This is a genomic window from Listeria weihenstephanensis (assembly GCF_003534205.1).
Lineage (GTDB): Bacteria > Bacillota > Bacilli > Lactobacillales > Listeriaceae > Listeria_A > Listeria_A weihenstephanensis.
Genome location: NZ_CP011102.1, coordinates 250,867 through 267,222 on the forward strand (window position 1 = coordinate 250,867; position 16,356 = coordinate 267,222).

The following is a 16,356-nucleotide window of genomic DNA, read 5'->3' on the forward strand; positions in this document are numbered from 1 at the left end:
GGAAGCGTGTAAAATGGTACAAAATACGATTTCGGTCCATAATTTGGAGAAGTCTTATAAAAATGTAGAAGTGTTGAAAAAAATCAGTTTCACCGTTGAAAAAGGCACAGTATTCGCGTTATTAGGGTCAAATGGTGCTGGAAAAACAACCACAATTCGGATTCTAGCGACACTGTTGAAGCCAGATGGTGGCGATGCGCAGATTTGTGATGCGGACGTTGTGAAGCAGGGAAATTTGGTGCGCGCGGCCATTAGTTTAACTGGGCAAAATGCAGCGGTTGATGAAATTTTGACGGGGCGCGAGAATTTGCGATTGATTGCGAAATTACGGCATTTGCCAGATGCAGCGGGGATTGCGGATGAATTGCTGGCACGGTTTGGCTTGACGGATGCGGCAGATCGGGCGCTTTCGACGTATTCTGGCGGGATGAGACGCAGACTTGATCTCGCGATGAGCTTGGTCGGGAATCCGAAAGTTATCTTTTTGGATGAGCCTACGACAGGGCTTGATCCACAGAGTCGTTTGGCAATGTGGAAAATTATTCGGGAGCTCGCAAGCAACGGCACGACGGTATTTTTGACAACGCAATATTTGGAGGAAGCGGAACAGTTGGCGAACCAGATTGCGATTTTGAATGATGGTAAAATTGTCGCGAATGGCACGGTCGCTGAGTTGAAGCGGATGTTGCCGAACGGACATTTGGAATTGCGATTTGCGGAGGAACATGAGGTTGCAGCGGCAAACGCGGCGCTCGCAGAATTTGAGCCAGTTTTGAATGCGGAAGAGCAGTTGGTAGTGGTGACAATTGATGGCAGTACAGCGCAGTTAATGGCGATTCTTGGGAAACTGGAAGCGGCGAATATAGCGGTACTGGAATTCTCGCAAAAATCGCCGACGCTGGAGGACGTATTCCTCACAATTATTGATAGAAAGGGTGAGCATGATGCGGAATAATTGGAATGATATGCAAGTAATGGTTGGACGCAACATGAAGCATGCCTTTCGAAGTGCGGATACGATTATCACAACCATTGCGATGCCACTGATGATTATGTTGATGTTTGTTTATGTTTTTGGAGGTTCGATTGATACAGGTTCAGAAAATTATATTAATTATGTTGTTCCAGGGATCATGTTTTTATGTATCGCGATGGGGTCAACGTATACGGCAGTAAGGCTAAATCATGATGTGACGACGGGGATTATTGACCGTTTCCACTCGATGCCAATCGCCAAATCATCCATTTTGACAGGGCATGTGGTGACTTCGGTCGTATTCAATTTAATTTCGACGCTGGTCGTTGTCTTGGTAGCATTCCTATTGGGATTCAGGCCAGAAGCAGGATTCATTGGCTGGCTCGTCGTTATTTTGATTTTACTATTGTTCACGCTAGCGATGACATGGATTGCGGTGATATCCGGATTGCTCGCAAAAAGCGCAGAAGGTTCAGGCTCGTTCAGCTACCTCATCCTACTGCTACTATTCGTCAGCTCCGCGTTCACACCGACAGATTCGATGACAAAAATCGTTCGGGCATTTGCAGAAAATCAACCAATGACGCCGATTATCGAGAGTGTGCGATCACTTCTCGTGGGCAACGTAAACACCGGCGAAGTTTGGACGGCAATCGCTTGGTGCGGAGGGATTTTCATTGTCGCGATGGTAGCCTCGATGCAGATTTACAAACGGAAAACTGAATAGTGAAAAAGGATAACCATCCCAGTGAGGCGGTGGTTATCCTTTTTTGCGTCTAATTTTCGCTATTTTGAAGCGAACGTTCCAATTCCAAACGCTGAATTTTCATTGTCGCCGTCCTTGGCATTTCATCATATTTCATGAGAATCGGTTCGTTGAGATGCGGCAAGTCAGATACTTTTTTCCACCACAAATCCCAATTCATTTCCGCGCTCTCATTCACCGCAACAATCGGCTGCGGACTCCCATTTTTCCCCCGAATAATCACGACCTCATCCAGAAAAGTCAGTTCATCAAGCAGGGCATCCTCAATCGCGAGCGTACTATCAATTTTATCAACAAGATCGACTTGGCGGTCAAGCAAGGAAAGACCTCCGAGTCGACTTTTGACACCGTAATCGCCACTGTCCCACCAAGCTCCATAAACATTTTCCTCAAAGCGCGGCGTCTCTTTGTAGTACGTCAGCGCCCGACCTTTCGAGAACATCTGGATATTCCCGCTTACGCCAGCAGCAACCGGTTTCCCGTCTTGATTTACAATCCGCGCCTTCGTCAAACCAGGCATTCCAATACCCATCGCACGCGCATTCGTCCGTTTAAGCGTAGACTTCGTATGGAACCGCATAATCATCGGACCACATTCACTCTGCCCATACACCTGCAAAAACACCGGCAAGCGATACTCCGAGCACCGCAAAAAAGTCGCCATCGTCTCCTTGTTAATCGCGTCAAACGTGGAATGATAATACTTCACACTCTGAAAAACGTCAGGCTCCTCCCGAGCAAGCGACGCCCACTGCACAAAATGATTCGGATGCGTTTCCAAAACCATCGGCGCATAATCCGTCAAAACGCGCGTAATGTTGGCGCGACTCGGATTCGCAATTGGAAGTAGCGGGAATCCCTTCGCCATAAGCGACGAAATCCCGATATTAAAACGCGAATGCACCGGCGAAATATGAAAAGCGACCAAACCACGCTTGCGGATGAGACTCAAAATATTCTTTTGCCATTTCGTCCGCCATCCCATTGAGTTCGCCGAATGCGCGATGAGCTTCGGAACCCCAGTCGTACCAGAAGTATGAGTCATGTAGGAAATCGTGTCAGGCGTAAGGAAATCCTGCTCACAAAGCTTGCCAAAAGTCGTTGCGAGAATTTCCTCAACCGCGATTAATTTCGAGGCAGGCAGGTTTTTCAGACTTTGCGCTTTTGCCGCCGTATCCCCGTCAAAAATCATCCAAGGATCGTCCAGCCTCGCGACCAGAATGTCCATCGTTTCAGCAGGAAGATGCGCCGAAATCATGATTGGCACCGCACCGAGATAAGAGACCGCAACAGCTAAAAGGTACGTGTCGAATTTGGCTGATTTATAAACGATGACCTTCTCGCCCTTTTTGACACCGATTTTGTACAATTGCGTCGCCTTCGTGATGAGGGCATTTTTTGAATCCGCGTATGTAGTTTGCAATTGAAGTTCAGGAAAAGCAGTCAGCGGCTCGTCGAAGTAAATCGCCTGGCCTGGAAAACGCTCCGCAGCTTCCGCGAAATTGGTATAGAGGTTTAGTGGTTTGTATTTGTTAAACATGGATGGGTGGTCAACTCCTTTTTTGGTTGTGATGGGGTTATTATAGCATTATTGTGAGGGAGTTTACAAAGTGTTAGGAGAAATTTAGTAGAAATCGATAATAATAGGAGGATAATATTTCTTTGTTTGGTATAATAGGAGAATATCATAATGATCTGTTCGATGCTAAAGGGGAAATGAACATGAATTCAAAACTAATCCAGATTAAAAAATTCGAAAAAGAACCAATCCAAGAAATCGATTCAGCGTACTTCAATAACTACCCAATCGTCTACATTCTCTACAACGATACCAAAAGACCGGCTGCATACATTGGGCAAACTGTTCATTTGCAACGACGAATGAAACAACATCTAAGCGATACAAAACGGAAATCATTAAAAACCGCTCTATTCATTGGTAACGAAAAATTCAATCAGTCGGCCACCTACAATGTAGAAACGAATCTGATCAACTTTTTTATTGCCGAGAAAAGATATAAGCTTCAAAATGTCAGCCAAACTTTGGATAATAAAATACATGATTATTACAACAAAGAGTATTACGATCAGACGTTTTTCGATTCTATCTGGGATGAACTTCGCGAGCAGAATATTGTCAGGGAGACTCTCGACGATCTGAGGAATAAAGACGTTTTCAAATTGTCACCATATAAAGAATTATCCGCAGAACAGATGGATTTGAAGCATCACATTATCGATTATTGTAAAAGGCATATTGACGATGACAAGCACAGTATATTCTTCATTGAGGGTGACGCTGGTACGGGGAAAAGTGTGGTTCTAAGTTCGACTTTCAATACCATACAAGATCTTTCACAGGATAAAGCCTCGAAATTATACGATACGGAAAATTATTTACTTGTAAACCATCAGGAAATGCTGAAAACTTACAAAGAAATTTCAGAAACATTACCAAATCTAAAGAAAAAGAATTTCATGAAGCCAACCAGTTTTATCAATAGAAAAACAAGGCCAGAGAAGGCAGTAGCTGATATAGTATTTGTCGACGAGGCACATTTACTACTTTCCAAAAAAGATAGTTATAATAATTTCAATCAAGACAATCATTTGGAGGAAATCATCAAGCAGAGCAAGATTACAATTGTCGTATACGATCGAAAGCAGGTACTAAAGTTCAAGAGTTATTGGGATGACAATCTAATTAATCATGTCAAACGCGGTATTCATAGTGAGGTACTTATGCTAACAAATCAATTTAGGATTCGAGCAGAAGAAGAAATTCTAAATTGGATGGACGCATTTACAAATAAAAAGGTCCTACCGCTACCAAAATCGGTCACGAACGCGAGAAAAGATAGCTTTGAACTTGAAATTTTTTCAGATGCAGGTGAAATGTACAAGAAAATTCAGCAGAAGAATAAGAAGTACGGTCTGTCCAGATTAGTATCCACGTTTGATTATCTGCACAAAAAAGACAAGAAAGACTACTTTATAGAGGAACCCAATTTTAAACTACCATGGAACCGTACCGACTATAAAACAACATGGGCAGAGGTTGACGAAACGATTAATGAAGTCGGCTCTATTTATACGATTCAAGGGTTTGATTTGAATTACGTGGGAATCATTCTGGGACCGTCTGTATCCTACAATTTTGAAAAAGACGAACTGGAGATTATAACTACCAATTATAAGGATTCAGAGGCATTCAAGGCGAGGGAGGATATTCCTGCAGATCGAGTAGAAGAAGTAAAGACACAGATTATTTTAAATTCTATCAATGTCCTGATGAAACGAGGAATTCATGGCTTATATATTTATGCCTCGGATTCAAAACTGCGTCTGAAACTAGAGTCATTAACCAATTAATTTTTAGGAGGTACTTGAGGTGGACGATATACTGGCTAAAATAAATGGTTTCAGAGAAGAACGTGATTGGCGGCAATTTCATAATCCGAAAGACTTATCTATTTCGATTTCATTGGAAGCAGCGGAATTACTAGAAAATTTTCAATGGAAAACAAGTGAAGAAGTCCTAAATGGGGATATGGAGAATGTGAAAGAAGAGATTGCGGATGTTTTGATATACTCGTTGATGCTTGCGTCAGATTTGAACATGGACGTCAGTGAGATAATTGAGGAAAAGCTGCATAAGAACAGTTTGAAATACCCCATAGCAAGCAGTAAGGGAAGTAGTAAAAAGTACACAGAGTTATAAAATAAAACGGCTCATTCGCATCATGGAATGAGCCGTTTTTTTTGTTCATATCTTCTTCGGCAATCTAAACACCAACACAAAACAAACCAGCAACAGCGCGATATTCACATACATACTCGTCTGCAAGCCGTCCGAAAATGCCTGTGCTTGTGAACCCCCGGTAGCGTCCCCAAGCGTCCTGAAAAATACCGAACCAACAACCGCAATCCCGAAAGAGGAACCAACACGTTGCGCCGTATTAAACATCCCGCTTGCACCACCGCGCTCAGGCCCAACCACCGTCGAAAGCGTAAAACTATTCAGCGGTGCAATAATCAAACCACTTCCAAGTCCTGCGATCAACAACGGTAACGCAATCCACCATGCCGAAAAAACACCATCATGCATCTGAAAAACCACAGAAACCGCAGATAATCCGATTATCACCAAAGCCACCCCAATATGCAGAAGCTTCCGTCCAATCTTCATAATAAACCGATTACTGTTCGCTGCTGCAACTACGCTCCCAATTGCAAATGGCGTAATAGCAAGCCCAGACGAAATCGCCGACTGCCCAAAACCAGTTTGCCATGTAACCGACAAAATGAAGAAAATACTCGTAAATGCCGCAAAATAAACTAGCGAAAGTAGCATTCCTGATACAAATGGTTGATTTTTAAGCAAGTTAGGTGAAATTAAAGGCTGATTTCCGCGTTTTGCCTGCCGTACACTCCACCAATACAATAACAGGAAGAATGGTATCGAGGACGCCATCCACATATAATCGACGAATCGGAACCCGTTGGAGCCTCGTGAAATAACAGGATACAGCAGTAACATCAAAGCAAGCGTCAATCCCAGCACACCAGGAATATCGAATCGCACCTTCTCTTTCGGCGCTTGATGTTTCGGCAAGTAAAGCATCGCCAGAACTAGCGTCACCAAAACAATCGGTACATTGACGAAAAACACTGCGCGCCAACCGTTATCAGGCCCAAATAACTCAATCAACAATCCGCCTGCAAGTGGCCCAATCGCCGTTGCGACACCTATTACCGAGCCAAGTATTCCGAAGATTTTTCCGAGCTGTTTACCGTGGTACATATCCATAATAACAGCATTGATTTGTGGGAAGAATAATCCCGCCGCAAGCCCCTGTATTACCCGGGAAATAATTAAGCTTTCCTCAGTTTGCGCGAAACCAGCCGTGATACTCATAATTAAAAATAGCAAAATCCCAAAGATATAAATATTTTTCCGACCGAAGCGATCGCCTAGCCGTCCCGCTAAAATAAGGACAACCCCAAACGCCAATGCATATCCTGAAATAATCCACTCAATCGATTCACTTGTTGCATGAAGCGCGGTTGTGATGTCTGGTAGCGCAACATTGACAATCGTTGTATCGAGTAATGATATAAAAGCACCCAGCATGATAGAAACCAGTGCCAACATTCTTCGTCTATCTGTTTTCTCCATTTTCGAACCCCCTCGTTTAATTAGTCTATTTCCCCCAAGCCAAATCCTAAACGCCTATTCGAAAGTATATGCTATAATCGATACAAAATCCAATCTGAGAGAGGAATTTCGACATGATAAAAAGTGAAAAAGAGATTGTAAGCGAATTTTTCAAGATTGTGCGATCTGGGAAAGAAATTGAGCGTGCATCGGAGTTTATGGTAGATAGGGTCATTGCACACCAAGTTCAGGCTGAAAAGGAATATAGTGTGACGCGTTCACCGCAAGATTACTCGGATCATGTGCAGGAAATGTTGGATGAGTACGGTGATTTTTCGTTGGAGATTCAAGAGGTGCTGGCTGATGGGGCGAAGGTGTATGTGAGGTGGCGGCAAATTGGAGAGAATCAGAAGGGAAAAGAGATTATCGAGATTGCCAGCGCGGTTTATTTAGTAGAGAATGGGAAGATTGTGGAGTATTGGATTCAGATAGATCGTAAGGGGTTGGAATTGCAGGAGGGATAGAGAGATTCAATTTGAATGGAATATGTTTTAGTGTTGCAAAAAGAATGATGAATTGGTATAATAATATTGAAAAGAGAGCTATGCGACTAACATAACTCTCCTAACAAGGTCATATTAAGAATGATTGGCCATTTTTGTCATAATAAACTATTCAATAGCCTCCTAAGCATGTGAGTAGTTTATTTTTTTCGATCATTTTTCATGTAGGTTAACAAGGCTGTACACGAAGGACTAACAGCTCACTTTGTTCGCGCTTATATTGGAGCTGTAACTCATTTACAATTCGAACAGCCCCAACAAAAAATAGCATCAACTCTATTGCCGTACCAACGTCCACTTTATCACCTCCACTCATTTCGAATCGAATGAAGGTACAAACAATCATAGGCATCACCCCGCAATCGCACTAGGATTTAGCCAACTACTCATAACATTTACTTGTTAGACTCTATTCTACATTATATCCTGCGCAAAAACAACTCGAAAAGAGTTGTTTTTTTATAATAAATAAACGCTATGTCTCAGATATGAGACATAGCGTTTATTACAATTTCAGAGATTACTCTCCCAAATCCACATTATGATATACCTTCTGCACGTCTTCTAAATCTTCCAACGCATCTAGCATCTTCTCGAATTTTACCAAATCTTCTTCTTCGAGCGTTACTTCATTTTGCGCTATCATTTCGATCTCAGCTACCGTAAACTCTTCAATTCCAGTGGCTTTCAGCGCTTCTTGCACGCTATGGAAATCTTCTGGTTCGGCATAAACAATCGCTTGACCATCTTCATCGACGACGTCACGTACATCGATATCCGCTTCCATCAATGACTCCAACAATTCATCCGCATCTTTATCTGCAATTCCAAAAATCGCGGTATTATCAAACATATAAGCAACGGAACCACTCACGCCCATGTTTCCACCGTTCTTACTATAAGCAGCGCGAACGTCTGATGCTGTGCGGTTTACGTTGTTTGTTAACGCATCCACAATCACCATTGAGCCATTGGGACCGAAACCTTCGTAACGTAGCTCCGAATAGTTATCATCGCCTGTACCTTTTGCTTTTTCGATAGCGCGGTCGATGATGTGTTTAGGAACGTTGTATGTTTTGGCGCGTTCAATAACGAAGCGCAGTTTTTGATTGGAATGGGGATCTGGATCGCCTTGTTTTGCGGCTACATAGATTTCAACCCCGAATTTTGCGTAGATACGACTATTATTTGCGTCTTTTGATGCTTTCTTTTCTTTAATATTTGCCCATTTACGGCCCATATTACCACTCTCTTTCTGATTAGGAGTTTCATTTGCTCTGTTCTATTATAAATGTATTGGGCGGATTTGTTAAGTGCGATGCAGAATTAATTGTAAAAGCTGATTTTACCGCTTCAGAAATAGTGATATCTAATGTAGGTATAAATGCTTATTTGTGGATGCGGAATAATTCGATAAGAATCAAAAGTGTCACTTATGGATAGAAAAAAGGTCGTATTACGGCTGGAATGTGTCTAAAATGTGACGAAAAACCCATTTAGTAATTTTTATGTAAAAAATGTTACTAAATTATCATTTTGTAAATTAGCTCTAGTTTAAAATGAAAATATGTGTAAAATGATCTTAGTATGAATAACAAATAGGCAATGATTTCTCTCTATACGGGCTTTATGACAGTATTTCTGCGTGTTCGTGTTTGGAAGGGGATCCTTGTTCAATTGGAGGAGAACAATAGTGAAAAGGTTTTTTAGTCTTTTGGCGGCTCTTCTTTTGGTACTACAAATGATTTTACCGCAATTGGTTACAGCACAAACAACTACAGATACAAAAGATGTTGAGGGCGTTACATTGTTAGATATTGTTATGGAAAAGGGCGCAGATAGTACAGATAATTATAGGCTCAGTGGGCATATGGTTAATCATTCAAACGAAGCAAAGGAAGCAGAAATAAAGGTTTCCGATAATGTGCGAATGAAATTGCTCAATGAAAAACATATTTTAGATGCAGAACAGAATATTTTGGGTGATTTTGATGTAAAAAATAATACTATTCAATTCTTAATTCCTAGTGGAACAGATACGGATTTTCATTTTCTAGTTGCTGGTGAGTACAACGGAGATCTTGCGCAGGATACGGTGACTTTTTCTGATGGTGTTGGGATGATTTCAAAAGATGTTGGGAAAAAAGAGGCTGCAAAAGCAGATACGAAGCAAGCAGAACAGCCGGACGAGAAAGCATTGGCTGCGCCGGGCCCAAACGCTGCGAGTGAAGGACCGCGAGACATAAAGGACATTATGATGTTACTGGGTTACTCAAAAAAGCAGTCGGTTTTGTCAGATATGTCTGTAACGTATACGGATAAAGACGGTCAAGTAGTGACAGAACCGACTGTGGAAGATTCGATTCGTTTTGCGTTTGATTGGCAAATTTCGGATGAACTGGGTGCGCTAATCAATGCTGGGGATTATTATTCGTTTGAATTGCCAGATAATATAAAAGTTCCGAAAAATATGACGATTGATTTAGGCGAGTATGGAACGGCGACGGTAAATACAAGTGGCAAGGTGACATTTACGTTTACGGATGAAGTGAAAGGCAGTTCAGATGTGCATGGGACACTTCATTTTGGGGCTGGTTTTAACGGAAATGGCATTGACGGGCCTGGCGATACGACGATAAAAATTCCGAATGAATCTCAATTGCCAACGATGGAAGTTACGATTAAGCCGATCGGTGGCGCGATGATTGATAAAAGCGGTCATTTTGATAAGGTTCAAAATCCGGATAATGTGATTTGGAATGTTGAAATTAATAAAGGGCTAGATAAATTAGTCAATGCTAGAGTCGTGGAAGAAATTCCAAGCGGTTTGACGTATGAATTTGTGAAATTATATACAATAGATGTTGATTTAAAAGGGAATGTGGTTGCAGGTAGTGAAAAGCTTGTGACGACTGGTTATACGGTTGACGAAAATGGGAATGTGACGTTTACGAATCCGATTAATAGTGCCTACCGTCTTGTGTATAATACCTCGATAAACAATGATAAAAAGCCGCTAGATGGTGGTGAGATTAAGTTTATAAACAATGCAAAATTATTCAGCGATGACGATACAAAAGGAATAAGTACATCGGCTACCGTGAATGCTACATATGGTAAAATACTTGCGAAAGCTGCAACAGGCTATGATTCGGCTAAACAAACCTATGATTGGACTGTAAAATACAACTACGGCGAGAAACATATCGATCAAGTGAATGCTATTATCAAAGATACATTTGGTTCAGATCGGATGACTTTAGTAGATGGTTCCATGGAATTGTATAATGTTACTTTTGATTCAAGTGGCAAGGAAATACTCGGTGCGCCGCTCGTAGCTGGTACAGACTATGAAATCGTGAAAACTGCGACTGGTTTTGATACTCACTTTTTACATGATATAAGTGGCGCGGTTGTTATGCAATATAAGACTGGGATCACTGGAACGGTGGACGGGAATATTGGTGTGTCCAATGAGGTGAGCGTTGATTCAGGACAAAGAGGCAGCGGTTCTGGGACGATATATCAGCAAAACTTAGTGAAGAAATTAGGCGCTGTGGATTATAAAAAAAAGACAGTAGCGTGGACGATCGATGTGAATAAAAACCATTACGTGATGAAGAATTGGAAGCTAACCGACACACTAAGTAAAGGTTTGACGCTAGATACTGATTCGGTTCAAGTTTACGATGTGAACGGCAAATCTAACTTAAAGAAAGGCAAGGACTATGAACTTGTCTATGATCTGCAAACGAACGTTTTTACTATTGAATTTTTAAATGATTATAAAGCGGAAACGGAGCGTCAATTTAAGATTTCTTATAAGACGGCGTTTGATATGAGCCAAGTTTGGGATACGGATGATCGGAATTTCAAAAATAGTGCGTCGTCCACTTGGTTAGATGCGAATGGAAAACCGTTTGGAAGTAGTTCTGAGGCAGTTTTCGATCCAAATCATGCTGCGAAAAATAACGGTTTTAAACAAGGAAGTTATAACGCTAAAACGGGCCACATCACTTGGGCGACAGGTGTTAACTATGATGGTACCGATCTTGGAAATGCCAAACTAGTGGATCCGATTCTTGGAAATCAGCAGTTTGTGCCGAAATCTGTAAAAATCTATAGTTATGCTGTAAATGCGAATGGATCTATTCAAAAAGGTGCGGAGGCCGCTGATTATTCGAAATTTACCATTACGGAGCCTTCGGAAAAGAACAAGAATACGTTAACAGTCGAATTTCCAGACGGTAAAGCCTCGATGTACCTCGTGGAATTTGATACAAGTGTGAAGGGGCAAATCGTGTCCGCAAATTATCAAAATCATGCTGTTTTCAAAAATGATACGTATCCAGATCAGACGCTCAGTGCGGATGTATCTGTGAAATATGGCGATAGATTTGCGCTTAAATCGGGGATGCAGGACGATGATGGTTTTGTGAACTGGTCGGTTACGGTCAATCCGAGCCTCTCGCAAATAGAGGACGTTGTTGTGACGGATCGCCCATCTCCAAATCAATCGATAGACATGGATTCACTCGTGATTTATGGGACGGTTGTCAGTGAAGATGGTTCGCTTTCGGTCAATCGAAGCACTAAGCTGATTCTAGGTGAAGACTACACGCTCAATTTGACGACAGATAATGCAACGGGCCAACAAGAGTTGAAAATTGCTTTTAAAAACGAATTAAATGAGGCCTATGTTATCGAATATCGCACGATGGTGATGATGACTGGCAACACGGATAAAGTTTTTAACAATGTCAAAATCAACGGTAACCATGAAGAAAAAGTAACTGGTGGAGAAACTACTGAACTGGATGTCGTTGTTTCAAGCGGTGGTGGGACGGCAGTTGGCATAAAAGGCAGTATTTCTTTCCAAAAAGTGAACGCGAATGACGAGGCGCTACAAGGTGCTAAATTCCAATTATGGGATAAAACGAATCGTGTTGCTGTGCGTGAAGGCACGATGGATCAAAACGGGAAAATCACTTTTGGAAGTTTGCCGTACGGTAACTATATTTTGAAAGAAGTGAAGGCACCAGAAGGTTATACGGTGTCGGACGAGTTAATTCGTGGCAAGCAGTTCACCATTTCGAAGTCGAGTAGTGATGCTAAAAATATAGAAAAGATCGTGAATACACAAAATAAAGTGACGCTTACGAAACAGGATGAGGAAAATCAGGCGTTGGCAGGAGCCGTATTTAAGTTACAGTGGCAAGTTGGAGCGGATTGGTTAGACATTCGCGTGGATGAGGTATTTAAGACAAACGCGGATGGCAGGCTCGTGATTGAAGGTTTATTACCAGCCAATTATCGTTTGATTGAAACAACTGCCCCACAAGGGTTTATCGTTAATCCAAAGGCTATTCCTTTTGTGGTGACGCAAGATGAGAACGGAAAAATTCCTGATGTGTCAGTAGGCCCATTCACCAATTATCAAGGTAGCATCGAGTTCATGAAGCAAGACGAGGCTGGAAATCCATTAACAAACGCCGAATTTGCTCTTCAAGATCAGGATGATACTGTGATCAGAACGCTAACGACAGACGAAACTGGAAAAGTAAGTGCTAAAAATTTGGCGCCAGGCTCGTACACTATCACGGAAACCAAGGCGCCAGTGGGATTCGCGATTAATACGAAGCAACTCCATTTTACAATTGCTGCGGAGGTTGATGGCAAACCTAATGTGCAAAAACTAGACAATTTTATCAACTATAAAGGTAGCGTTTCGCTTGTGAAAAATAACGAGAACGGTGACCTTTTGTCGGGAGCTACTTTCAAAATTGTGGATCAAGATGGTACCACGGTTCGAACTGATTTACAGACAAACGAAGCTGGCAAAGTCGATGTAACAGGATTGGCACCAGGAACGTATCGTTTTGTTGAGGTTGCCGCGCCGCAAGGTTATTTAATCAACGAGACGCCGGTAGAATTCACAATTACAGATAAATCAGAGGGCAAACCAGCAGAAGTTCAGACGACGTTCACAGATCACCAAGGAAGTTTTAAATTGCAAAAAGAAAATACGGAGCATGAACCATTGGCTGGAGCTGTATTTGAACTTCGAGATGTGGATGGAAATGTTATAAAGACGATCACATCAGGAAACGACGGACGTGTGGAGGCATCAAACATCGCGCCAGGGAAATATACGGTCGTGGAAGTGAAGGCGCCAACGGGATATGTTTTAAATAGCTATCCATTAGAACTCAACATTCCTGAATCAGCACCAGGCGTACCAGAAACTGTCGATTTAGGAGAGTTCACCAATTTTAAAGGGAAAGTGGCGTTGGTGAAAGAAGGCGAGAGCGGTGACGCACTCGAGGGCGCTGAATTTACCATTTATGATACCGATGGAAAAGTGGTCGACACAACGATAGCCGCGTCAAATGGCCGTATTGATTATGGTAATTTAGCTCCAGGTTATTACAAAATCGTTGAAACGAAAGCGCCAAATGGTTATATTATCAACACGAATCCGATGTATTTTACTATTTTAGATAAATATTCGGGCAAGCTTGATTCGGTTGACGTTGGCCGCATTATTAATTACCAAGCGAAAGTGACATTTAAGAAAACGGATGAGATGCATCATGGCTTAGCGGGTGCTACATTCCAGCTCGTAAACCAACAAACGGGACAAGTATTGCAAAATGATATTATGTCTGGCGAAGATGGCACTGTGACGCTTACAGGTTTACAGCCTGGCGAGTATGAAATTATGGAAACCAAGGCACCGCAAGATTATATTTTAAATACAACCCCGCTGAAATTTACAGTCAAAAATGAAATATTTGGAGCACCAGAAGTGATTGAATTAGCGGATTTTGTAAACTATCAAGGATCTGCCATTTTAACAAAAATCGATAGTATGGAAAACGTGTTGGCAGGCGCCGTATTCAACTTGATGGATGATCAGGGCAAAATCGTAGCGGAGAATCTAGTGTCAGATGAAAATGGGGAAGTGAGAGTCGAACAACTCGTACCAGGGAAATATCATTTTATAGAAGTAGAAGCACCAGCTGGTTACGAAAAAGATGAAACGCCGATTCCATTCCAAATTGGTGCAAAGGCAAAGGATAAACCAGAAGCTGTCCAGTTACAATTTACGAATAACAGAATACCTACAAAAATAGTTCCGGTAGATAAGCAACCGAAGCCGGATAAAGGTTTGGTAGTCCAAGAGCATAAGCCAAAACCGAATAAACCACAAGATAAATCCGAAGTAAGCTCGGTAAAACCACTGAAAAGCGACAAATTACCAGCAACCGGAGATAGTCAAACAGAGCCTGTATTGTTTGTTATGATGGGCGCGGTATTGCTTGCAGGATGGTTCAGGTTACACAGAAAATAATTTGAGAATGCGTCTCACGATCATAGTGGGCGCATTTTATTTGTATATTTAAGAATCGATGTATTGATTGATTTTAAAATAGGATGTAACTATGATTTTAAACTCGGTCGTGGTATACTATCTATATAAGGGGTGTGATTAAAATGATGTTTACAGAACCGTCATTAAAACCAAGCCAGCTTGTGAGTACAAGTGAAGTCAACAAGGAATTTAGCAAGATTAAGAAGCAAGCGCGAAATAATCCAATTTTTGTATCGAATAAGAACCAGATCGATACGGTTATCTTAAGTTATGATGATTACCTAGCAATGTATAATCTAGCATTGGAGGCACAAGAGATGGAATACTACAAGCAAGCGGAAGCCGAATTGCGTGCGATTCAGAGTGGGACAAGTGCCACAGTTGCTTTAGATTTATCTGGAATAGAGGATGATGGAACGCCCGATGCGGAGCTTTTTGAATGAGTTACGACATCGAATTAACCAACTTGGCGGCGAAACAACTTAAGAAAATGGATGGCTCGGTGAAACAAATGCTTTTAAAAGGTATCAAACGATTGGCTGAGCGTGGAGATACGATTGGTAAACCACTAGGCGGAGAGCTTGCAGGATGCCGGGAACTAAAGTTTCGCGCGGACGGTTTGCGCCTGATTTACACGATCGACAATGGCACAATTATTATCACGATTTTAACGATTGCCAAGCGAGAAGACGATGTTGTTTTCCAGATGGCTTTGAACGAGTTGAAGAAAGAAATCGCCGCGGCATGGAGTTCCACGCGATAATGTACTATAATAGAAGTATAAAATCGAAATGGAGGAACTAAAATATGGCTGATTTGCCAAAATGCCCAGAATGTAATTCAGAATATACGTACGAAGATAGAGGTCTATTTATTTGTCCAGAGTGTGGTCATGAATGGTCTCTCGATGCGGCCGAAGCAAGTGATGACGTGAAGGTTGTCCGCGATTCTAATGGTAATGTTTTAACAGATGGCGATTCTATCACGGTGATTAAGGACTTGAAAGTAAAAGGAAGTTCATCCGTGGTCAAAATCGGAACTAAAGTAAAAAACATTCGTTTAGTAGACGGCGATCACGATATCGACTGCAAAATTGATGGTTTTGGACCAATGAAATTAAAGTCAGAGTTTGTTAAGAAGCTTTAATTTGCAAAATGGGAGAGGCGCTTGCTTATTTTATGGCGGGCGTTTTTTTAGAGTGGAGGTGGAGAAGAATGAGATATATAAAATCACAAATGAAACAGTTAGTTAGAGAAGATGCGAGATTGCAACAAAAGTTGAAGCAACTGATGGAAGAACATGATTTGGAGAAAGGTTATGCGCTGAAGGCTCTATATCACGCAGAGGTGGCTGATAGTGGGAAATACATGGAAGCTTACAGAGAACTGGATGACTTGAAGTAAGTTTTTTAGCCAAAAAATAGGTTATGGTGTGACGCTTTCGAAAATTGGTGATATGATGATAGCTTAAGATGGAGCAAATGTTACCAATGTATATATTTGCTGGACGCTTAACAAT

At 41.7% G+C, this 16,356-nt stretch carries 14 protein-coding genes; 10 read left to right on the top strand and 4 right to left on the bottom strand.

Annotation, left to right across the window (positions count from 1 at the left end):
* The first annotated feature begins 13 nt into the window (after nucleotides 1-13).
* Both UE46_RS01140 and UE46_RS01145 read left to right on the top strand, forming a co-directional pair.
* Nucleotides 14-955, top strand: a complete 942-nt coding sequence (locus tag UE46_RS01140; protein WP_036059080.1) for a daunorubicin resistance protein DrrA family ABC transporter ATP-binding protein — start codon at nucleotides 14-16, stop codon at nucleotides 953-955.
* Entirely contained in the window at nucleotides 942-1,703 is a 762-nt protein-coding gene (locus tag UE46_RS01145; RefSeq protein ID WP_036059081.1) for an ABC transporter permease, read from the top strand. Before UE46_RS01140 ends, UE46_RS01145 begins: the two co-directional genes overlap by 14 nt.
* A gap of 49 nt (nucleotides 1,704-1,752) precedes the next feature.
* Here the strand turns inward: UE46_RS01145 and UE46_RS01150 are convergent, their stop codons facing one another.
* Nucleotides 1,753-3,282 carry an AMP-binding protein gene (locus UE46_RS01150; protein ID WP_036059082.1) on the bottom strand — a complete coding sequence of 510 codons (1,530 nt, stop codon included), beginning with the start codon at nucleotides 3,280-3,282 and terminating at the stop codon, nucleotides 1,753-1,755.
* A 182-nt stretch (nucleotides 3,283-3,464) separates the two neighbouring features.
* Between UE46_RS01150 and UE46_RS01155 the strand changes: the two genes are divergently transcribed.
* Together UE46_RS01155 and UE46_RS01160 are read left to right on the top strand one after the other, a co-directional pair.
* Nucleotides 3,465-5,114 carry a DUF2075 domain-containing protein gene (locus UE46_RS01155; RefSeq protein WP_036059115.1) on the top strand — a complete coding sequence of 550 codons (1,650 nt, stop codon included), beginning with the start codon at nucleotides 3,465-3,467 and terminating at the stop codon, nucleotides 5,112-5,114.
* 19 nt (nucleotides 5,115-5,133) lie between these two features.
* Nucleotides 5,134-5,463: a nucleotide pyrophosphohydrolase gene (locus UE46_RS01160; RefSeq protein WP_036059083.1), complete on the top strand. Its 330-nt coding sequence runs from the start codon at nucleotides 5,134-5,136 to the stop codon at nucleotides 5,461-5,463.
* A gap of 45 nt (nucleotides 5,464-5,508) precedes the next feature.
* Here the strand turns inward: UE46_RS01160 and UE46_RS01165 are convergent, their stop codons facing one another.
* Nucleotides 5,509-6,921: an MFS transporter gene (locus UE46_RS01165; RefSeq protein ID WP_036059085.1), complete on the bottom strand. Its 1,413-nt coding sequence runs from the start codon at nucleotides 6,919-6,921 to the stop codon at nucleotides 5,509-5,511.
* A gap of 113 nt (nucleotides 6,922-7,034) precedes the next feature.
* On the opposite strand from UE46_RS01165, the gene UE46_RS01170 reads away from it, so the two are divergent.
* Complete coding sequence (locus UE46_RS01170) at nucleotides 7,035-7,424, top strand: ester cyclase (RefSeq protein ID WP_036059087.1); 390 nt, start codon at nucleotides 7,035-7,037, stop codon at nucleotides 7,422-7,424.
* A 208-nt stretch (nucleotides 7,425-7,632) separates the two neighbouring features.
* Here the strand turns inward: UE46_RS01170 and UE46_RS16190 are convergent, their stop codons facing one another.
* Nucleotides 7,633-7,779: a hypothetical protein gene (locus tag UE46_RS16190; RefSeq protein WP_233230961.1), complete on the bottom strand. Its 147-nt coding sequence runs from the start codon at nucleotides 7,777-7,779 to the stop codon at nucleotides 7,633-7,635.
* 204 nt (nucleotides 7,780-7,983) lie between these two features.
* On the bottom strand, nucleotides 7,984-8,703 hold the full coding sequence (locus UE46_RS01175) for a YebC/PmpR family DNA-binding transcriptional regulator (protein WP_036059088.1): 720 nt from the start codon (nucleotides 8,701-8,703) through the stop codon (nucleotides 7,984-7,986).
* Nucleotides 8,704-9,156: 453 nt separating this feature from the next.
* Here UE46_RS01175 and UE46_RS01180 point away from each other — a divergent pair, with 453 nt between their 5' ends.
* From UE46_RS01180 to UE46_RS01200, 5 genes are all read left to right on the top strand, one after another.
* Complete coding sequence (locus UE46_RS01180) at nucleotides 9,157-14,817, top strand: SpaA isopeptide-forming pilin-related protein (RefSeq protein ID WP_051492787.1); 5,661 nt, start codon at nucleotides 9,157-9,159, stop codon at nucleotides 14,815-14,817.
* Nucleotides 14,818-14,960: 143 nt separating this feature from the next.
* The gene (locus UE46_RS01185; RefSeq protein ID WP_036059089.1) at nucleotides 14,961-15,281 is read left to right on the top strand and encodes a hypothetical protein; all 321 of its coding nucleotides are present in this window, start codon (nucleotides 14,961-14,963) and stop codon (nucleotides 15,279-15,281) included.
* Nucleotides 15,278-15,601 carry a type II toxin-antitoxin system RelE family toxin gene (locus UE46_RS01190; RefSeq protein WP_036059090.1) on the top strand — a complete coding sequence of 108 codons (324 nt, stop codon included), beginning with the start codon at nucleotides 15,278-15,280 and terminating at the stop codon, nucleotides 15,599-15,601. The genes UE46_RS01185 and UE46_RS01190 overlap by 4 nt, the downstream gene beginning before the upstream one ends.
* A 44-nt stretch (nucleotides 15,602-15,645) precedes the next feature.
* Complete coding sequence (locus UE46_RS01195) at nucleotides 15,646-15,984, top strand: zinc ribbon domain-containing protein YjdM (RefSeq protein ID WP_036059091.1); 339 nt, start codon at nucleotides 15,646-15,648, stop codon at nucleotides 15,982-15,984.
* Between the two features lie 68 nt (nucleotides 15,985-16,052).
* Nucleotides 16,053-16,241 (top strand): hypothetical protein, encoded by a 189-nt coding sequence (locus UE46_RS01200; RefSeq protein WP_036063533.1) that lies wholly within the window; start codon nucleotides 16,053-16,055, stop codon nucleotides 16,239-16,241.
* The last annotated feature ends 115 nt before the right edge of the window (nucleotides 16,242-16,356 follow it).